This window comes from Buttiauxella gaviniae ATCC 51604, from assembly GCF_001654835.1.
In the GTDB taxonomy this organism is placed as follows: Bacteria; Pseudomonadota; Gammaproteobacteria; order Enterobacterales; family Enterobacteriaceae; genus Buttiauxella; species Buttiauxella gaviniae.
This window is the reverse complement of the sequence record NZ_LXEP01000008.1, coordinates 26,122-45,071: the sequence shown is the minus strand read 5'-3', so window position 1 is coordinate 45,071 and position 18,950 is coordinate 26,122. Positions and strand designations below refer to the sequence as shown.

The following is an 18,950-nucleotide window of genomic DNA, read 5'->3' as shown; positions in this document are numbered from 1 at the left end:
TGACTGATATTTACGAAGAACCCAGAACTTACTCGAGTTCAGCCATCAGTTTTACCAGATGCTCAACTGCTTTCTGATCATCTTCGCCTTCAGCGGAGATGGTCACAACAGTACCTTGGGTCAGACCCAGAGTTTGCAGTTTGAACAGGCTTTTCGCGCTTGCGCTTTTGCCGTTGGAGGTCACAGTGATCTCAGAAGTGAAGCCTTTAGCTTCTTTAACAAACTGAGCAGCAGGGCGGGTATGCAGACCGTTTGGAGCGGTAATGGTAACTTCTTGCTGGAACATTGTATTTCCCCAACTTATAGGTTTAGTGTTGTGGAACTAAAGTCTAGCCTGGTGGCAAAACTTTAGCCTGTATAGTTAGCGCCGTGTTAATTGTAACTCTACGCGACACAGGATGCTTTCTGGAACCACGAAATGTGCTTTGGTATCGACCATGCGCTTCGCGGCTCGCTCGTCATTAATCATTATGCCGTGAAATGTGATTTTGCACCAAATCGTTAAATCGATTCAGCAGATGTACATCACATTTTCCGATTAATTTCGCGCATCAAAATAATTTGCTGGATAGATACCAGACCTGGCGGAGTGACGCAATGGCAGGGTGCCTAAAAGTTTGACGTATGCCACAAAAAAGCACCCATTCGGGTGCTTTTTTACACTGATTTACCTGATTGGCTTCACTGTTGGAGTTCTTTTTCAGTGAAAAGATCGGCAAACAGGGCGGTACTCAGGTAACGCTCCCCGGAAGAAGGCAGTATAACCACAATATTTTTATTGGTAAATGCTTCATCTTCCTGAAGTTTTAACGCTGCAGCTACTGCTGCACCCGATGAAATCCCCGCAAGAATACCTTCTTCTTCCATCAAACGACGTGCAGTAGAAATTGCTTCGTCGTTAGTGATAGCGATAACTCTGTCGATAAGTTTCAGATCGAGGTTTCCAGGGATAAAACCAGCACCGATACCTTGAATTTTATGTGGGCCAGGTTTGAGTTCTTCGCCCGCCAAAGCCTGAGCAATAACCGGGGAGTCAGTCGGCTCAACGGCCACACTGATAAGGTCTGTTTTGCCCTTGGTGTTTTTAATATAGCGACTAACACCAGTCAACGTACCACCGGTGCCAACACCAGCGATGAATACGTCCACTTCACCATCGGTATCTTCCCAGATTTCTGGGCCAGTAGTTTTTTCATGGATTTCAGGGTTTGCTGGATTACTAAACTGTTGCAGTAACAGGAATCTCTCAGGATTACTGGCAACAATTTCTTCTGCTTTCTGAATCGCGCCTTTCATGCCTTTCGCGCCTTCAGTCAATACCAGGTTAGCACCCAGGGCTTTGAGCAGCTTACGGCGTTCAATACTCATGGTTTCAGGCATGGTTAGCGTCAGCTTATAACCACGTGCTGCGGCGACATATGCCAGTGCAATGCCGGTGTTACCACTGGTTGGCTCAACTAACTCTATACCAGGCTTCAGCACACCGCGTTTTTCGGCATCCCAAATCATATTGGCCCCGATACGGCATTTTACGCTAAAGCTCGGGTTACGGGACTCTACCTTGGCCAGGATGCGTCCATTACCGATGCGGTTCAGTCGAACCAGCGGCGTATGACCGATAGTCAGAGAGTTGTCTTCATAGATCTTGCTCATAACCCGTCCTTAACTGTATGAAATTTGGGAAACCTCTCCAGCATACCTGCTTAGAAGTTATGCGGAAGTAAAGAAATCGCATATCTATATGTAGAAGGGAAATAAGCAGAAGCCAGAAGGAATAAGGAGCGGCATAAGCCGCTCCTGCAAATTTACTTCCACATGGCGTGTTTAGGGCGATAGCAGTCGACCCACATGGCGGTAGCACCACATACAGCGACTGGCATGATAACCAGATTCAGGAATGGGATAAGCGTAAACAGACTGACTAGTGAGCCAAACTGCATGTTAATGATTTTCTTCTCACGCAGTGAGATGCGCATTTCTTTAAATGGCACTTTATGGTTATCAAATGGGTAGTCGCAATACTGGATAGCCAGCATCCAGGCGCTAAATAAGAACCATAAAACTGGCGCGACGGTTTGGCCGATGCCAGGGATAAAGTAGAGAACCAGCAATACAAGCGCTCGCGGTAGGTACCAGGAGAGCTTTTGCCATTCGCGTTTCATAATACGTGGAACATCTTTCATGATATCTAACACGCCGGTATCCGGCGGTGTTGCGCCAGTCAGACGAGCTTCGAGTTGTTCTGCCAGTAATCCGTTGAAGGGGGCAGCAATCCAGTTGGCTATGGTTGAGAAGAAGTAGCCAAACACCAGCAAGATAGACACGACTGCCAGTGGCCAAATGAGATAGCTCAACCACTGTAACCAATCTGGAACGTAAGAAAGAAGTGTGGGAACCCAAACATCCAGGCGAGTAAACAACCACCAAAATGCTCCACCCATTAATAAAATATTGACCAACAATGGCAAGAGCACGAAGCGCCTGATCCCTGGCTGATGTACCAGCTTCCAGCCTTGCGAAAAGTAATAAACGCCACTACGTGGCCCGGCTCCTGAAGTTGAAACCATATCTGAACGAACTCCTTTTTGGTCATTACAATGACGTGCAGAGTTATCATAACTGAGTGCCAGGAGAAAAACTTATTAAGAAATGGTCGAAAAAACAGCGAAAAATCGATTTTGGTACATCTTTATGCTGAGAAAACAGTGTGCGGACTTGCACTTGAGCAGATGGGCAAATACTCTTAGTGAGTAAATGTTTGCCGCGGTGGCAAGGTGTTAGAACAACAGAGAATATAATGATGCAGGATTTGCGTCTGATATTAATCATTGTTGGCGCGATCGCCATAATAGCCTTACTGGTTCACGGCCTGTGGACAAGTCGTAAGGAGCGTTCTTCCATTTTTCGTGATCGTCCAATGAAGCGCCTGAAGTCTAAGCGTGACGAATACGAATCGGATGACGACGAGGCTGACGATGAACAAGATGATGGAGTAGGTGAGGTGCGTGTGCGTCGGGTTAATCCTGCGCCAGAAACAACGACTCGCGAGCCAGAAATGCCTCGGCAGCCGCAAGCTCCTCAACATCAGTATGAGCCACCTTACGCCTCTGCGGAGCCGCGTCAGGGTGCGCCAGTGCGTCAGCCTGAACCGGTTATTCCACGTCAGGAAGTTCCTGTTGCGCCGGCACATCAGCCAGCGCCACAGCAACCTGCTGTCCATCAACCGGTACAACAGCCTGTTCAACCGCCTCAGCCAGTGGCACCGCAAGCGCCGGTCCAACCGGTGCAGCATTCTGAACCTGCGTCTGAGCCAGTTGCGGTACAACCTGCTCTGACACCGGAACCTCCGGCACGTCGTAAAGAGACGGTGATTGTGCTGAACGTATCGGCTCATGCTGGCAGCATGATTAACGGTGATGTGCTGTTAAACAGTATTCAGCAAGCGGGCTTTATCTTTGGCGAAATGAACATTTTCCACCGTCATCTCAGTCCTGATGGCAGTGGTCCGGTTCTCTTTAGTCTTGCGAATATGGTTAAGCCAGGTTCTTTTGACCCAGAAAGCATGACGAATTTTGCAACGCCTGGCGTGACAATTTTCATGCAAGTACCGTCATACGGCGACCCAACGCAAAACTTTAAATTGATGCTGCAGTCCGCTCAGCACATTGCCGATGAAGTCGGTGGTGTTGTGCTTGATGACCAACGTCGTATGATGACGCCGCAAAAAATGCGTGAGTACCAGGACCGTATCCGCGAAGTGGTTGAAGCTAACATCAGCCATTGATACGCGCTCTGAACATGTTTTTCTTTGAACCCTCGGATTCCGGGGGTTTTTTATATTGATGGTGCGATATGGACACAATCGAACAAAAAATTACTCAACTGCGAACCACGCTTCGCCATCATGAATACCTTTACCATGTGCTTGATACTCCGGAAATCCCGGATGCGGAGTATGACCGCCTGATGGCTGAATTGCGTTCTCTGGAAGACACGCATCCTGAACTCATCACCCCTGATTCACCGACACAGCGCGTAGGTGCTGCACCTTTAAGTGAATTTACCCAGGTTCGCCACGAAGTACCGATGCTGTCGCTTGATAACGCCTTTGATGAAGCTAGCTACCTGGCCTTTAACAAGCGAGTTCAGGACCGTTTAAAAAGCCCAGAAGCCATTACTTTTTGCTGCGAGCTGAAACTCGATGGCCTCGCGGTGAGCCTGCTGTACGAAGATGGAGTACTGATTCGCGCCGCAACTCGTGGCGATGGTACGACGGGCGAAAATATCACTGCTAACGTGCGCACCATCCGCTCTATCCCTCTAAAACTGCGTGGTGAGAACATCCCCCGCCGCCTGGAAGTTCGTGGCGAGGTATTCCTGCCTCAGGCGGGATTTGAAAAGATTAACGAAGAAGCGCGCCGCACAGGCGGGAAAATTTTTGCTAACCCGCGTAACGCTGCAGCCGGATCTCTGCGTCAGCTCGATCCTCGCATTACGGCAAAGCGCCCATTAACCTTTTTCTGCTACGGCGTGGGTTTGCTTGAAGGCGGCGAATTGCCTGCCAGCCATCATGGGCGTTTGCAGCAGTTTAAAGAGTGGGGGTTGCCGGTGAGCGACCGCATTCGTCTGTGTAATACACCTGAAGAAGTGCTGGCGTTTTATCACCAGGTTGAAGCCGATCGCCCGAAATTAGGTTTTGATATCGACGGTGTTGTTATCAAAGTTGACTCGCTCGCGCTGCAAGAAACTCTGGGCTTTGTTGCCCGTGCACCGCGTTGGGCGGTGGCATTCAAGTTCCCGGCTCAGGAACAAATGACCTTTGTTCGTGACGTTGAGTTCCAGGTTGGGCGCACCGGGGCGATTACCCCTGTTGCTCGTCTGGAGCCGGTTCAGGTTGCAGGTGTGCTGGTCAGCAATGCCACATTGCATAATGCTGATGAAATTGAGCGCCTGGGTTTAAGAATTGGCGATCGCGTGGTTATCCGCCGCGCGGGCGATGTTATCCCGCAGGTTGTTGGTGTTGTGGAGTCTGAACGCCCGGAAAATACCACCGAGATTGTCTTCCCGACGCATTGCCCGGTTTGTAGTTCTGACGTTGAACGTGTGGAAGGCGAGGCAGTTGCGCGTTGTACCGGCGGCCTGATTTGCGGTGCGCAGCGTAAAGAAGCACTTAAACATTTTGTCTCTCGTCGCGCGCTAGATGTTGATGGCATGGGCGATAAGATAATCGACCAGTTGGTTGAGAAAGAATACGTTCATACGCCTGCGGATCTTTTCCGTCTGACTGCCGGTAAACTTACCGGGCTTGACCGTATGGGCCCGAAGTCTGCTCAAAACGTAGTTGCTGCGCTTGAGAAAGCAAAAGAAACCACGTTTGCACGCTTCCTCTATGCACTTGGCATTCGCGAAGTCGGCGAAGCGACAGCCGCCGGTTTAGCGGCGCACTTTGTTACGCTGGATGCGCTGATTGCGGCAAGCATCGAAGATCTGCAAAAAGTACCTGACGTGGGAATTGTGGTCGCTACTCATACGTTCAACTTCTTCGCTGAAGAGAGCAACCGTGAAGTGATTCGCCAGTTGACTGAAGAAGCGGGCGTTCACTGGCCTGCTCCGGTGATTATCAAAGCGGAAGAGATCGACAGCCCATTTGCCGGCAAAACGGTGGTACTCACAGGTTCACTGACCATTATGTCTCGTGACGATGCCAAAGCACGCCTGGTCGCATTAGGCGCGAAAGTTGCGGGCAGCGTATCGAAGAAAACTGACCTGGTGATTGCGGGTGAGGCGGCTGGTTCTAAGCTCGTCAAAGCACAGGAATTGGGTATCGACGTGATTGATGAAGCTGAAATGATTCGCTTGTTAGGTGAATGAGATGGATAAAGAGCAGCTTATTGAGATAGCTAATACAGTAATGCCGTTCGGCAAGTATAAAGGTCGCGTATTGATTGATGTACCGGAAGAGTACTTGCTGTGGTTTGCGCGTAAAGATGAATTTCCTCAAGGGCATCTTGGTGAGCTAATGAGGCTTACTTTGCTGATTAAGACCGAAGGGTTGGAGGGGCTGGTGAAGCCCCTCAAAAGGCATTAACTAAGTGTTATCGGTGGCGGCTTTGGCTGCCACCTGCGTCTCTTTCTGATAACGGCGGGCTAGCACCGCGCATATCATCAACTGCAGCTGGTGGAAGATCATAAGCGGCAGCACCATCATCCCGACTGTTGCGACCGGGAATAAGATATTTGCCATCGGAATACCATTCGCCAAACTCTTCTTCGAACCGCAAAACACAATGGTAATTTCATCAGCTTTGCTAAAGCCCAGACGCCTTGCCACAAACATGTTGATGGTGATGACAATAGCCAGCAATACCAGACTTACCACCACGATAAACAGCAGTGAACCCAGGCCGACTTTGTGCCAAATTCCGTGCCTTACCGCTTCGCTAAATGCCGTGTAAATGACGAGCAGAATGGAAGTCTGATCCGTTTTACCAATCCATTTTTTATGTTTTGCGACCCAATTACCAATCCACGGGCGAGAAAGATGACCCGCCACAAACGGCACCAGTAGCTGCATCATAATGCTGCCGACCTGCTGCAAGCTGCCACTCGCGCCATGAACATGCATCACCATGCCCACTAAAAGTGGCGACAGGAATATACCAAGCAGACTAGAAGCCGATGCGGCGCACACGGCTGCTGCCACGTTGCCTCCTGCAAGCGAAGTGAACGCAATAGCGGACTGCACCGTGGCAGGCAAAATACACAGGTACAAGAATCCTGTATAAATCTCAGGGCTGACATTGACTGGTGCCCACCAGGCGAACAACACGCCTAGCACCGGGAATAGCACGAACGTGCTGCACATTACCCACAGGTGTAAACGCCAGTGGCTGCTGCCAGCAATAATCGCTTCGCGCGAAAGCTTTGCGCCGTGCATAAAGAATAACAGTGCAATTGCGGCGGTCGTTAGCCCTTCAAAAAAGCCAACAAAGCTGCCTTGAGCGGGGAAGAAAGACGCCAGTAATACGGTCACAATTAGCGTCAGCGTGAAGGGGTCGAGTACGCGAAAGAGTTTCATCATCATTCCTCAAACTGTTGTAGGGCTATTGTGCTTTCATTAGTTTTAGAAATAAAATTGATTTATTGAATGCATTAATGAATTTAATAGATGAATTATTCACTGCGTCAGTTAAAAGTGTTTGTCGCCATAGCTCATGCCGGGAGTTTTAGCCGGGCAGGGGAGCAAATTGGTTTGAGCCAATCGGCGGTTAGCCATAGCGTAAAAGAGTTAGAGAGTGAGCTAGGCGTAAAGCTGCTTGACCGCACAACACGAGAAGTCGTGCTGACGGATGCGGGCCAACAACTGGCGTCCAGGCTTGAGCGGCTGCTGGAAGAGTTGACCAGCACACTTTTGGATACACGTAGCGTTGGCCATCAGCTAAGCGGAATTGTGCGGGTCGCCGCGAGCCAGACTATCTCAGCCCACTTAATGCCGCAATCTATCGCTGCGGCAGCGCTTGAGTTTCCCGCGATCCGCTTTGTGCTCCACGACCGCCCGCAACAGTGGGTGCTGCAAAGCATTCGTCAGGGGGAAGTCGATTTTGGCATGGTTATCGACCCTATTCAGGCAAATGATCTGGATTGTGAAGTCGTGCTTTCCGAGCCGTTTTTATTGCTTTGCCGTAATGACCATCAGTTTGCCGCTCAGTCGTGTGTTTCGTGGCAGGCATTACAAGGTCAAAACCTGGTGCTACAGGATTACGCATCAGGCAGCCGCCCGTTGATCGATGATGCGTTAATGCGTCAGGGTATTGAGGCCAATATTGTTCAGCAGATTGGCCACCCGGCAACACTGTTTCCAATGGTTGAGGCCGGAATTGGCATTAGCGTTCTTCCAGCACTTGCATTGCCGTTACCTAAAGAGCGCCCTCTGGTTGTCAGGCCGCTAGTTCCGGTTGTCGATCGGCAATTAATGTTGGTGCGGCGGAAAAATCGCTCACTTTCTCGTGCTGCTGAGGCTATCTGGCAGGTTGTTCGTCAACAGGCGCAGCAGTTAACTACTGCTCGCCTGAGCGACCCACTGTTTAATAAAGATTAGACGTAGATATCGATCTGATGATCTTCGGATGGTTTATTCACACCTTCCACTCGGGATTGTTGCTGTTCCTGTTTTTTCTCTGCAGCTTCTACTTGCTGGCGCTGTAGTTGTGCAAGTTGCGCCTGCAGCATTTTAATCTGTGCCTGAATCAGTTCCTGCTGTTTTTGCTTTTCTTCTGTTGTGCCGCTGCCATTGGCAATATCTTTCGCTTGCTGAGTTAGTTTAGTTATTTGCTGGGTGATACGGCTGATTTGTGAAGCCAGGTTGTTACCAGAACTTGCTGAAGAACTGCCTGTGCTGGCTTGCGGTGAAGGTGTAGAGGTGTTGATAGTGTTGCTCATAATAGTTCCTCGAGGGATTAGATGAAGCAGTTATCGGCTAAACGCGGGAAAATCTTGAGAGAAGAAGGTGGTATTCATTAATTTTGGCAGGGCGCCAGGTGATGTATTAGAAACGCGCATAGCAAAAAGGCGCCTTTATACATTGGTGGGGCGTGCAGGATATCACTCGTCTCATCCTGAGACTCGCCCTGAGGTTCACCGCAAGCGGTGATGTAAAATCGTTCCCGACGATTTTGTCAAACCTGCAGCAGGTTCGAACCCAGCATGAAAAAGATCGAGCCTTAGAAACGACAAAAGCGCCCCGAAGGCGCTTTTGTCTAAATTTGGTGGGGCGTGCAGGATTCGAACCTGCGACCAATTGATTAAAAGTCAACTGCTCTACCAACTGAGCTAACGCCCCGAATGGTGGGTGATGACGGGCTCGAACCGCCGACCCCCTCCGTGTAAAGGAGGTGCTCTACCAACTGAGCTAATCACCCAAACTTCGGTACTTCTATTGCAAGAGTAGATAATGGTGGGTGATGACGGGCTCGAACCGCCGACCCCCTCCGTGTAAAGGAGGTGCTCTACCAACTGAGCTAATCACCCAAATCTTATCTCTTGCTACACTGCGGAATCACTCACTAATGAATGGTGGGTGATGACGGGCTCGAACCGCCGACCCCCTCCGTGTAAAGGAGGTGCTCTACCAACTGAGCTAATCACCCCCGCTGTGTGGAGTCGCATTATAGGGAGAGTTGAAAATGAGTCAACGCCTTTTCTAAAGATTTTGTTCGTTCGTCGTAAAAATAAACAATGCGATCGCGAATTACGCATTGGTGATTGATTTGTCATCAAAATATGTGGATTGAAGACAAGAAAGGGTATCGACATTGAGGAATCAGTACACAGTGGTAGAATGTTGCCCACTCTATATTCCCTGGCATTTGCCGGTTCCCCGGTACTTTTGCGTAATTAAGGCCGTTTAATGAAAATCAAAACTCGCTTCGCGCCAAGCCCAACAGGCTATTTGCACGTTGGTGGTGCTCGTACTGCTCTCTATTCATGGCTTTTTGCTCGTAACCACGACGGTGAGTTCGTGCTTCGTATAGAAGACACAGACCTTGAGCGTTCAACACCAGAAGCTATCGAAGCTATTATGGATGGCATGAACTGGCTGAGCCTTGAGTGGGATGAAGGCCCGTACTATCAGACCAAGCGTTTTGATCGCTATAACGCGGTTATCGACGAGATGCTGGAAGCTGGTACAGCCTACAAATGCTACTGCTCTAAAGAACGCCTTGAAGCTTTGCGTGAAGAACAAATGGCGAACGGCGACAAGCCGCGTTATGACGGGCGCTGCCGTCATGGCCATGAGCATCATACTGCTGATGAACCATGTGTTGTGCGTTTTGCCAACCCGCAAGAAGGTTCTGTTATTTTCGATGACCAGATCCGTGGCCCAATCGAATTTAGCAACCAGGAGTTGGATGATCTGATCATTCGCCGTACCGATGGATCCCCAACCTACAACTTCTGTGTTGTAGTGGATGACTGGGATATGGAAATCACCCACGTTGTTCGTGGCGAAGACCATATCAACAACACTCCGCGTCAGATCAACATCCTGAAAGCATTGAATGCGCCAGTTCCGGTTTATGCGCATGTTTCCATGATTAATGGTGACGACGGTAAAAAACTGTCCAAACGTCATGGTGCAGTTAGTGTCATGCAGTATCGTGACGATGGCTATCTACCAGAAGCTCTGTTGAACTACCTGGTGCGTTTGGGCTGGTCTCATGGCGATCAGGAAATCTTCACTCGTGAAGAGATGATCAAATTGTTCACACTGGACTCCGTTAGCAAATCGGCCAGTGCATTCAACACTGAAAAATTGCAGTGGCTTAACCACCACTACATTAACCACCTTGCTCCTGAATATGTTGCGACCCATCTGCAATGGCATATCGAGCAGCAAAATATTGATACCCGCAACGGCCCACAACTGGCTGAGTTGGTTAAATTGTTGGGCGACCGCTGCAAAACGCTGAAAGAGATGGCTGAAACTTGCCGCTACTTCTATGAAGATTTCAGTGAGTTTGACGCGGATGCTGCGAAGAAACACCTTCGTCCGGTTGCTCGTCAGCCGCTGGAAGTTGTGCGCGATAAACTGGCAGCATTGACCGACTGGACTGCAGAGAATGTGCATAATGCAATTCAGGCAACCGCTGATGAGTTGGAAGTAGGTATGGGTAAAGTTGGTATGCCGTTGCGTGTCGCTGTTACAGGGGCAGGGCAGTCACCTGGTCTTGATGTCACTGTTCACGCGATTGGTAAGCAACGTTCGATTGCTCGTATTAATCAGGCTCTGGAATTCATTGCTGCGCGCGAAGCACAACAATAACGCCCCGCGTTATAAAGTGTTGTGACTAAAAAGCCGGCTTATGCCGGCTTTTTGATACTCGTTTTACTCATCACGAATACCTAAACGCTTTAACACCCCAGCAATGCCTTCTCGCAGAATCAATGCAGACATCTTTTCTTGTTCCGAGATAGACATCTGTTTCATCGAATTGAGCAAAAGCCCTTCCAGTGAAGTGTCATTAACGTGGTAGCTGCTGAGTTTCTCCGAAACGCGTTTTGCACTATTAATAAAATCGCGAACACGTTCATCCACATGAATCAGGCGAGCTTTACCTCCCTGAACACCGGGTTTTTGAGTTGTGAGCCAGCTTTCTTTGCGTACCCATTTGTTGATTGTTTGGCGACTATAACCAGTAATCATCGCCAGCTCTTCCGGGGTCATACGTTCCTTGAGCACAGTTTTTTCCTTAAATCCAAAGGGGTTATTAGTGGTTCATTTTAGAGGATCATTTTACTGGAAACTGTGACAGGATTAACTACAGGAAGACGAGATGCATCTGCTTTTACTTGTATTGTTTGCTTTTTCGGCGATTAATCGCAGAAGCTGAATTTGACGTTGACACTATTGAATGGGTTTCATATGATGCCGCCCGTCGATACGACACGGTTTCACGGTACGGGGCTATAGCTCAGCTGGGAGAGCGCTTGCATGGCATGCAAGAGGTCAGCGGTTCGATCCCGCTTAGCTCCACCAAATCTTTACCAGCAAGATTTGAATCGTTTAAACCAAACCCATTCGTGGGGCTATAGCTCAGCTGGGAGAGCGCTTGCATGGCATGCAAGAGGTCAGCGGTTCGATCCCGCTTAGCTCCACCAAAATATGAAACCCTCGCCTAATGGCGGGGGTTTTTTCGTTTCTGCGCCAGAATAACTTCACAAAATAGTGATCTGAGCACGATTTTCATCAATTTAGTGAATATATAAATACGATGTATTCTCAATATGAATATATCAAACTATTTCTCTTTGTTGGGTTGTATAAAAAACCAATAAATTTAACTACATGCAATAATTCGCAAACTTGATTTGCGCAACAAATAAACGTATTATTTATCACCGAATAATGCTGCAAAGCCATTACAGAATACTCAGACCAGGGCTTATGATTTTTCAAAAATCTATCAAGAAATTCGTCACAGCACTGGTTTTATCTCTCTTGCTTGTCCCTTTTTCTCGCTACATTTCACCGTTAACGACAATTGATGGTGTTCAGGTTTATCTCGCTTATCTCCCAATGGGTTTGTTGATAGCCATGGTGTTTATCTATGGCCGGACTGCGATTATTCCTCTAATAATTTCATCAGCAGTGACATTCTCATGCGTACTACATCTGTCATTTGTGGCGTTAGTATCATTTGTTTTTTGCCTGATATTTCCAATAATAGTTTGTAGCATAATTGCCCGTCATTATCTTGGGACGAGGTGGCGCTATGCTCTGACCGATAAAGGAATGGGGACTCGGATATTCTGGCTAGGGTTTGTCGCGCCTTTTAGCACTAAATTATTGATGTATCTGGCGGGACGATATATTCAATTTCCAGAAGCAGTGGCTGCGTACTTTGGTGACAATTCACTCATGTTTATGGTAGTGGATTTTCAAAATTTAATTGCCGCCTCGCTGATATTTACTTTCCTGTTTTACTATCCACTCAGAATGATCCTGAATCCAAATTACGTCCGAGCCTTTTGGCGTCGTTGCGTGATGCGCGATTTCATTGGTCCACGCCGTTTTTATTCTTTGACCTGGATGTTATGCCTGATAACTCTGCTGGTTGTGCTGTGCTCGTCGTGGGGCATGTTGCAGGTTTCAGGTTACCTCGTGCCCGCTATTTTTGTGCTATTTACGCTGGGTATCCGCCATTTTGGCCCGCGTTTAATGGGGCTGTTATGGGCTATATCCGTATGGCTACTATTGACATATAACGATGGTTTCCTTTACGGGGTTAATACAGAATTTGCCCTGTCATTCATTCTTTCTGTTTTCATCTCTTTTTCCGTCTGTATGTTGTACATGACGATGATGTTTAAGAAAAACGAATGGATGAAACGCATTTATCATTCGCAGTCACTAACCGATCCGTTAACACAATTACCAAATTTACGTGCGCTGGAACATCATGTGCAATGTTATCCGGAAGGGACGCTTTGCTGCCTACGGATGTCGAACCTGGAATTTTTAAGCCGCCATTACGGCATGATGATGCGAATTCATTGTAAGCGCATGGTTACCAGCCAGATAACGCCTTTCCTGCATGAAGGCGAACAAATATTTCAGTTACCCGGCAGTGAATTATTAATTTTCCTCCGCGGACAACATACCGATGCGCGACTCGAACATATTGTTGATTTACTCAATAGCAAAAAAATAACATGGCATAACACCATGCTGGAAATTGAGTACGGCGCATCCTATAGCGTTATCGACAATAGCCTTGAAGAATTACACCACACTTTAGGGCAATTAAGTTTTCTTTCCGAACAGGCGAGTGAATCGTTACGCGTGCTCAGCTTGAATACCAGAGTTGAATATGTCTCTGACAAAACGACAGAGCGTGTTTTGTTACTGCAAAAAATCAAACGGGCCTTAAATGAAGAAGAACCTGTCACTCTCTATGCACAACCTATTGTGAATAAGATGGGACATGGATATCACGAAATACTGAGCCGCATCACTTTTGATGATGAATTAATTACCCCGGATAAGTTTATTCCTGTTATTGCCGAGTTTAACCTCAGCACGCACTTCGATATGTTAGTGGTGAAGAAGCTGGTGAATTATTTGTATCTTCACCCAGAGAAGGGCGAGCAGTCACGTTTCTCGGTAAACCTTATGCCGTTGACCTTGATGCAAAAGGATATTGCGCAGAATATTATTTCATTGTTTACGCAATTTCAGGTGCCAGCCAGCAGCGTGATTATTGAAGTCACCGAGGAACAGGCTTTTTCAGACTCAGAAACTTCAATGCAGAACATTACATTACTGCGTGATTATGGGTTTAAAATTGCCATCGACGACTTTGGTACCGGTTATGCGAACTACGAGCGGTTGAAAAGGTTGCATGCGGACATTATTAAGATTGATGGTTGCTTCATTAAAGACATCACCACCGACTCGCTTGACCCACTGATTGTTAAATCTATATGTGATATGGCTCGAGCGAAGCAATTGATTGTTGTGGCTGAGTTTGTTGAAACGGAAGAGCAGCGCAGGCTGTTATGCGAACTCGGCGTACATTTTTTACAAGGGTATCTGATAGGCAAGCCAGAGCCTCTGGCCTTAGTCCATACATTAAGGTAGCAGTATGTTGCGAGCATATAATCAAGGGGCTGATTTGTGAGCACTTCTTTAGCGAATAGATTTCGCCTGCCAATGGCAAAAACACTCCGGGTTATCCATCTGGTTTTCATTTTTGTTTTTGCGCTGACCACTTTTTTATTCTGGCAGCAAGGACAGCTATTTAGCCATGGCTACCGTACAAGCCAGCTTAGTCACCTCGAAAGTGTGATTGCCAGAATCGAAAGTAAAGCACAGTACAAAGTTGATAACCTTCGCTACCTAAAACGAATTTTTATTGAAGCGATGGACGATCCTTTGTTCCCTGGTGTGGCAACTGTTCCTTCGGAAATTACAGGTGATGTTGGTGATTCACCATTGTGGATCCGCGAGTTACCTTTGCCCGATACGCTTACCGAAGACAGCGCATTTCACGGCGAGGACGCGCTACAAGTCCGCCAGCAGCTCTATGCATTGCGGAAGATTCAAGGTCTTTTCCCGTTAGCGACAGGGGCCAATGAACTGACTGCAGATTTGTACTACATCTCACGCGATGGCGAATTTATTGTCTCGCTATCCCAGGAGATGAATTCACTATTAGTGAGCAGTTACAACCCGCAAGTAGAGCAGGGTAGTTTCGTGCTGGCTTCGCCATTGCTCAATCCACAGCGAGAACCTTTCTGGACACGGCAGAATATCGCTAAAACTGATGACACTCTGGTTAATGCCGCCATTCCTGTCGATTTTCGTGGTGAATGGATAGGTCTTCTGGGGATTGCGTTTGAAAATGATGCGGTGCAAAAATTCCTTGCGGCGTCATTACCGGAAGATACGCAGAGTGCTTACCAACTGTTTGATGAACGGCTAATCCCACTCACCGGTACCGTTGGGTCGAGCAATCAATTTCAACTCACTGCTAAGCATCTACAAACTATTCGCCAGATGCTTGAAGTCTCATCGCGCGGCACGATGCGCGATGGGTCGGTATTCATCACTTTTGGCAGAGTTGTTGGCACGCGCTCGGTACTGATCAGTACCCAAACCCTAAGCCAGGGTTTACATGAAGATTTTGGCCGTTTCAGTATCCTGTTGATCGCGATGTGGGGAATATTCGTGCTTTTCCTTTGGGGATCGCACCGAGTTATTTGCCGCCTGGTGCGCAATATGGGGAACTTGCAGCGTGAAATGCAGCACCATGCGCTTCACGATGACTTGACCGGCGCACTTAACCGCCGTGGCTTCTTTGAGAAAACATCACAAATTAGCCCTGATTATGTAGATTACACACTTGTGCAATTAGATCTCGACCACTTCAAGAAAGTGAACGATGTTTACGGGCATCAGGTCGGTGACAATGTGCTGGTGCATGCGACTCAGCGCATTCAGCGTGCGGTTCGCAGCCAGGATATTCTGGGGCGTATCGGCGGTGAAGAGTTCTGCATTTTCCTGCCAAATTCCGACCTCAAAGCGGGGATTATGGTCGCGACAAGAATTAAGTGGGAGCTTGAATCATCGCCTCTGCTCCTCGATGACGGTACGCAGTTACAAATCACTGCCTCGTTAGGGGTTGCGGCCTACAGTGAGCTTCCAGAGTGCTCGCTTGAGCAAATCCAGTCGCTTGCAGATATGCGGATGTATACCGCTAAACAACGAGGCAGAAACCAGGTCTGCTGGCAGGATGATGGTGTTAGCCAGGCATAGAAATTAGGCATAAAAAAGCCGGGGCAAATTGCCCCGGCTTTTTATTGTGAGAATTACAAGAACAGACCAGCGATAGATGCTGACAGAATACTCACCAGAGTTGCGCCGTAAACCAGTTTCAGGCCGAAGCGAGAAACCACGTTACCTTGCTCTTCGTTCAGGCCTTTAATCGCACCAGCGATGATCCCGATAGAAGAGAAGTTGGCAAACGACACCAGGAACACTGACAGGATACCTTCCGCACGTGGGGAAAGCGTACCGGCCAGTTTTTGCAGATCCAACATCGCAACGAATTCGTTGGAAACCAGTTTGGTGGCCATGATGCTACCAACCTGCAATGCTTCATGCGACGGAACACCCATCACCCAGGCTACCGGGTAGAAGATGTAACCCAGGATGCCCTGGAAGGAGATGCCGAAGATTGCTGCAAACAGTGCGTTCAGTGCGGCAATCAAGGCAATGAAGCCAATCAGCATCGCTGCAACAATAATCGCAACTTTAAAACCTGCCAGAATGTATTCACCGAGCATTTCGAAGAAGCTTTGGCCTTCGTGCAGGTTAGACATCTGGATATTTTCTTCGCTCTCATCAACGCGATAAGGGTTAATCAGCGACAGTACGATAAAGGTACTGAACATGTTCAACACCAGCGCGGCGACCACATATTTTGGCTCGAGCATCGTCATGTAAGCACCGACAATCGACATGGACACGGTAGACATGGCCGTAGCGGACATGGTGTACATGCGGTTGCGCGACATCTTGCCGAGAATATCCTTATAGGCGATAAAGTTTTCTGATTGTCCCAGAATCAGCGAGCTTACGGCGTTAAAGGATTCCAGTTTACCCATACCATTCACTTTAGACAGAACGGTACCGATAAAGCGGATAACAATCGGCAGAACACGGATGTGCTGCAATATCCCGATCAGCGCGGAGATAAAGACGATTGGGCAGAGTACTTTCAGGAAGAAGAAGGCGAGTCCTTCGTCATTCATCTTACCGAATACAAAGTTTGTCCCTTCGTTAGCGAACGACAGCAGTTTCTCAAACATTTCTGAGAAACCTCTCACAAAGCCCAGACCGATTTCTGAGTTCAGGAAGAACCAGGCGAGAATGAGTTCAATCACTAACAGTTGAACGATAAAGCGAATACGAATTTGCTTACGGTTGCTACTTAGCAATAAAGCAAGTAGCGCTACCACGGCAAGCGCTAAGACAAAGTGAAGAACGCGGGACATATTTGCTCCAAACATGAGGCAGGTTTAATTTCGTTGCACATTCTATGAAACAAGCAATAAGAAAACGAGACTAATCGCACACTATAGTGATGTCCTGTGACCAAACTCAAAATTAGTGATCAACCATACATTTCTGCTATGTTAAGTAAAGAAGGTAAAAGTTGCGTCAACGCACATATCTCTAACATAGTGCTTGCCGCAGTTCATGAAAGTTAACTGGCAATAAAATTGTCACTGCAAATTCCTCATTGTTTCCGTCTATCAAAATAATCGGTTTAAGCATTTTAAATGGATTTGATAATCATTCTCATTTTTGATAGCTTGAAACATAGCAAAGGCTATATCTCAGAGGCAGATGATGACAAACAGTCGCGTTGACAACAGTGGTACCCGCACAGCGCGCAGATTACGCCTGGCGTTGATGGGGCCGGCTTTTATCGCTGCTATCGGGTATATCGATCCCGGCAACTTTGCGACCAACATCCAGGCCGGGGCAAGTTTTGGCTACAAATTGCTATGGGTAGTGGTGTGGGCAAACCTGATGGCGATGCTTATCCAAATTCTCTCGGCAAAACTGGGGATTGCCACCGGCAAGAACCTCGCGGAGCAGATCCGTGACCACTATCCGCGCCCGGTGGTGTGGTTGTACTGGATACAAGCCGAAATCATTGCCATGGCGACCGATCTGGCGGAGTTTATTGGTGCTGCGATTGGTTTTAAATTGATCCTGGGCGTTTCGTTACTCCAGGGCGCAGTGCTGACCGGGATTGCAACGTTCCTTATACTGATGCTGCAACGGCGCGGCCAGAAACCGCTGGAAAAAGTCATCGGTGGTTTGCTGCTGTTTGTGGCTGCGGCTTACATTGTTGAATTGATTTTCTCGCAGCCCAAACTGGCTGAACTAGGTAAAGGGATGCTGATCCCAAGCTTGCCGACCAGCGAAGCGGTGTTTCTGGCCGCCGGGGTTCTGGGGGCGACAATTATGCCGCATGTGATCTATCTTCATTCATCGCTGACCCAACATATGCACGAAGGCAATCGCGCCGAACGTTACAGCGCGACCAAATGGGATGTGGGTATCGCAATGACGATCGCCGGGTTTGTAAATCTGGCGATGATGGCAACCGCCGCCGCGGCGTTTCACTTCACAGGTCATACCGGCGTTGCCGATCTCGATGAGGCATACCTCACGCTGGAACCTCTTTTGAGTCATTCAGCGGCGTCTATATTCGGTTTGAGTCTGGTCGCGGCGGGTCTGTCGTCAACCGTTGTCGGTACTCTGGCAGGGCAGGTTGTGATGCAGGGGTTTGTTCGCTTCTACATCCCCCTGTGGGTGCGCCGCTCAGTCACTATGGCACCGTCATTTATTGTCATCCTGATGGGGCTTGACCCAACCCGCGTCCTTGTGATGAGCCAGGTACTACTCAGTTTTGGTATCGCACTGGCGTTGGTGCCGCTACTGATTTTCACCAGCAATGAAAAATTGATGGGCGATCTCGTCAATACCCGGCTGGTAAAACATGTGGGGTGGGTGATTGTGGCTATAGTGGTGGCGCTTAACCTGTGGCTGCTAGTTGGTACGGCTTTGGGACTGTAGATTTATAGTGCTCTGCGGCCACACACTTGTGGTCGCGGGTTACATCTTTATAAGTTCATTCATGTAGTTGCGTTTATTTATATCGCTTCCCCTGATGAGTTAAAAGAATATGTTCCTGTTAACTCGAAACATAAACATTCCCTGAATCGCAAATGCGATTGCCAATACACCGACAATCATAAAGTTGTGATGCCCTAGTGCAATAGCACCTAAGAAAATGTCAATAATCGTATTGAGCACTAATATTCCAAAAAGCGGAATGCTCAGTAGTTTTCTATTCGCTATCGTGGTCCAC

The 18,950-nt window shown here is 48.1% G+C and carries 16 protein-coding genes and 6 tRNA genes; 11 read left to right on the top strand and 11 right to left on the bottom strand.

All coding sequences use genetic code 11. The annotated features are described in order from the left end of the window. Window positions 1-28: 28 nt before the first annotated feature. From ptsH to cysZ, 3 genes are all read right to left on the bottom strand, one after another. On the bottom strand, window positions 29-286 hold the full coding sequence (gene ptsH / locus M977_RS05335; protein ID WP_034459025.1) for a phosphocarrier protein Hpr: 258 nt from the start codon (window positions 284-286) through the stop codon (window positions 29-31). Window positions 287-681: 395 nt separating this feature from the next. Continuing rightward, window positions 682-1,653, bottom strand: coding sequence for a cysteine synthase A (cysK, locus tag M977_RS05330; protein ID WP_064512903.1), 972 nt, complete (start codon window positions 1,651-1,653; stop codon window positions 682-684). A gap of 152 nt (window positions 1,654-1,805) precedes the next feature. Beyond that, window positions 1,806-2,567: a sulfate transporter CysZ gene (cysZ, locus tag M977_RS05325; RefSeq protein WP_064512901.1), complete on the bottom strand. Its 762-nt coding sequence runs from the start codon at window positions 2,565-2,567 to the stop codon at window positions 1,806-1,808. A gap of 230 nt (window positions 2,568-2,797) precedes the next feature. Here cysZ and zipA point away from each other — a divergent pair, with 230 nt between their 5' ends. The 3 genes from zipA to M977_RS05310 all read left to right on the top strand — a co-directional run bounded on the left by zipA (window position 2,798) and on the right by M977_RS05310 (window position 6,088). After that, window positions 2,798-3,784: a cell division protein ZipA gene (gene zipA / locus M977_RS05320; protein ID WP_064512899.1), complete on the top strand. Its 987-nt coding sequence runs from the start codon at window positions 2,798-2,800 to the stop codon at window positions 3,782-3,784. A gap of 68 nt (window positions 3,785-3,852) precedes the next feature. Beyond that, a complete protein-coding gene (gene ligA, locus M977_RS05315; protein WP_064512897.1) occupies window positions 3,853-5,871 on the top strand; it encodes an NAD-dependent DNA ligase LigA in 2,019 nt (672 codons plus the stop codon). A 1-nt stretch (window position 5,872) separates the two neighbouring features. After that, window positions 5,873-6,088: a DUF3820 family protein gene (locus M977_RS05310; protein WP_034459012.1), complete on the top strand. Its 216-nt coding sequence runs from the start codon at window positions 5,873-5,875 to the stop codon at window positions 6,086-6,088. Here M977_RS05310 and M977_RS05305 read toward each other — a convergent pair whose 3' ends face one another. After that, window positions 6,089-7,078, bottom strand: coding sequence for a bile acid:sodium symporter family protein (locus tag M977_RS05305; RefSeq protein WP_064512895.1), 990 nt, complete (start codon window positions 7,076-7,078; stop codon window positions 6,089-6,091). 90 nt (window positions 7,079-7,168) lie between these two features. Here M977_RS05305 and M977_RS05300 point away from each other — a divergent pair, with 90 nt between their 5' ends. Then, window positions 7,169-8,098 carry a LysR family transcriptional regulator gene (locus tag M977_RS05300; protein WP_064512893.1) on the top strand — a complete coding sequence of 310 codons (930 nt, stop codon included), beginning with the start codon at window positions 7,169-7,171 and terminating at the stop codon, window positions 8,096-8,098. On the opposite strand, the gene M977_RS05295 is transcribed toward M977_RS05300, so the two are convergent. The 5 genes from M977_RS05295 to M977_RS05275 form a co-directional block, all read right to left on the bottom strand. Beyond that, on the bottom strand, window positions 8,095-8,439 hold the full coding sequence (locus tag M977_RS05295; RefSeq protein ID WP_064512890.1) for a FlxA-like family protein: 345 nt from the start codon (window positions 8,437-8,439) through the stop codon (window positions 8,095-8,097). The genes M977_RS05300 and M977_RS05295 overlap by 4 nt on opposite strands. A 324-nt stretch (window positions 8,440-8,763) precedes the next feature. Then, window positions 8,764-8,839 (bottom strand) — tRNA-Lys (locus tag M977_RS05290). 3 nt (window positions 8,840-8,842) lie between these two features. Continuing rightward, window positions 8,843-8,918, bottom strand: a tRNA-Val gene (locus M977_RS05285). A gap of 33 nt (window positions 8,919-8,951) precedes the next feature. After that, window positions 8,952-9,027 (bottom strand) — tRNA-Val (locus tag M977_RS05280). Window positions 9,028-9,070: 43 nt separating this feature from the next. Further along, window positions 9,071-9,146 (bottom strand) — tRNA-Val (locus tag M977_RS05275). 260 nt (window positions 9,147-9,406) lie between these two features. Between M977_RS05275 and gltX the strand changes: the two genes are divergently transcribed. Next, window positions 9,407-10,822 (top strand): glutamate--tRNA ligase, encoded by a 1,416-nt coding sequence (gene gltX, locus M977_RS05270; RefSeq protein ID WP_064512888.1) that lies wholly within the window; start codon window positions 9,407-9,409, stop codon window positions 10,820-10,822. A gap of 63 nt (window positions 10,823-10,885) precedes the next feature. On the opposite strand, the gene M977_RS05265 is transcribed toward gltX, so the two are convergent. Beyond that, window positions 10,886-11,239, bottom strand: a complete 354-nt coding sequence (locus tag M977_RS05265) for a YfeC-like transcriptional regulator (RefSeq protein WP_064512886.1) — start codon at window positions 11,237-11,239, stop codon at window positions 10,886-10,888. A gap of 221 nt (window positions 11,240-11,460) precedes the next feature. Here M977_RS05265 and M977_RS05260 point away from each other — a divergent pair. The 4 genes from M977_RS05260 to M977_RS05245 all read left to right on the top strand — a co-directional run bounded on the left by M977_RS05260 (window position 11,461) and on the right by M977_RS05245 (window position 15,817). Beyond that, window positions 11,461-11,536: transfer RNA gene (locus M977_RS05260), tRNA-Ala, on the top strand. A 46-nt stretch (window positions 11,537-11,582) separates the two neighbouring features. Further along, window positions 11,583-11,658, top strand: a tRNA-Ala gene (locus tag M977_RS05255). A gap of 286 nt (window positions 11,659-11,944) precedes the next feature. Continuing rightward, a complete protein-coding gene (locus M977_RS05250) occupies window positions 11,945-14,140 on the top strand; it encodes an EAL domain-containing protein (RefSeq protein WP_064512884.1) in 2,196 nt (731 codons plus the stop codon). Window positions 14,141-14,176: 36 nt separating this feature from the next. Next, entirely contained in the window at window positions 14,177-15,817 is a 1,641-nt protein-coding gene (locus tag M977_RS05245) for a diguanylate cyclase (protein WP_064512882.1), read from the top strand. A gap of 53 nt (window positions 15,818-15,870) precedes the next feature. Here the strand turns inward: M977_RS05245 and M977_RS05240 are convergent, their stop codons facing one another. Beyond that, a complete protein-coding gene (locus M977_RS05240) occupies window positions 15,871-17,058 on the bottom strand; it encodes a NupC/NupG family nucleoside CNT transporter (protein WP_034458999.1) in 1,188 nt (395 codons plus the stop codon). A gap of 288 nt (window positions 17,059-17,346) precedes the next feature. Between M977_RS05240 and M977_RS26085 the strand changes: the two genes are divergently transcribed. Together M977_RS26085 and M977_RS05235 are read left to right on the top strand one after the other, a co-directional pair. Further along, a complete protein-coding gene (locus M977_RS26085) occupies window positions 17,347-17,436 on the top strand; it encodes a hypothetical protein (protein WP_425339038.1) in 90 nt (29 codons plus the stop codon). After that, window positions 17,417-18,655, top strand: coding sequence for an Nramp family divalent metal transporter (locus M977_RS05235; protein WP_064512880.1), 1,239 nt, complete (start codon window positions 17,417-17,419; stop codon window positions 18,653-18,655). The genes M977_RS26085 and M977_RS05235 overlap by 20 nt, the downstream gene beginning before the upstream one ends. The last annotated feature ends 295 nt before the right edge of the window (window positions 18,656-18,950 follow it).

Bases quoted from the DNA above. Each gene is read 5' to 3' on its own strand.
- M977_RS26085 (WP_425339038.1), top strand. From the start codon at position 17,347: ATGGATTTGATAATCATTCTCATTTTTGATAGCTTGAAACATAGCAAA.
- cysK (WP_064512903.1), bottom strand. From the start codon at position 1,653: ATGAGCAAGATCTATGAAGACAACTCTCTGACTATCGGTCATACGCCG.
- M977_RS05305 (WP_064512895.1), bottom strand. From the start codon at position 7,078: ATGAAACTCTTTCGCGTACTCGACCCCTTCACGCTGACGCTAATTGTG.
- M977_RS05250 (WP_064512884.1), top strand. From the start codon at position 11,945: ATGATTTTTCAAAAATCTATCAAGAAATTCGTCACAGCACTGGTTTTA.
- M977_RS05300 (WP_064512893.1), top strand. From the start codon at position 7,169: ATGAATTATTCACTGCGTCAGTTAAAAGTGTTTGTCGCCATAGCTCAT.
- zipA (WP_064512899.1), top strand. From the start codon at position 2,798: ATGATGCAGGATTTGCGTCTGATATTAATCATTGTTGGCGCGATCGCC.
- cysZ (WP_064512901.1), bottom strand. From the start codon at position 2,567: ATGGTTTCAACTTCAGGAGCCGGGCCACGTAGTGGCGTTTATTACTTT.
- M977_RS05240 (WP_034458999.1), bottom strand. From the start codon at position 17,058: ATGTCCCGCGTTCTTCACTTTGTCTTAGCGCTTGCCGTGGTAGCGCTA.
- gltX (WP_064512888.1), top strand. From the start codon at position 9,407: ATGAAAATCAAAACTCGCTTCGCGCCAAGCCCAACAGGCTATTTGCAC.
- ligA (WP_064512897.1), top strand. From the start codon at position 3,853: ATGGACACAATCGAACAAAAAATTACTCAACTGCGAACCACGCTTCGC.
- M977_RS05310 (WP_034459012.1), top strand. From the start codon at position 5,873: ATGGATAAAGAGCAGCTTATTGAGATAGCTAATACAGTAATGCCGTTC.
- ptsH (WP_034459025.1), bottom strand. From the start codon at position 286: ATGTTCCAGCAAGAAGTTACCATTACCGCTCCAAACGGTCTGCATACC.
- M977_RS05295 (WP_064512890.1), bottom strand. From the start codon at position 8,439: ATGAGCAACACTATCAACACCTCTACACCTTCACCGCAAGCCAGCACA.
- M977_RS05235 (WP_064512880.1), top strand. From the start codon at position 17,417: ATGACAAACAGTCGCGTTGACAACAGTGGTACCCGCACAGCGCGCAGA.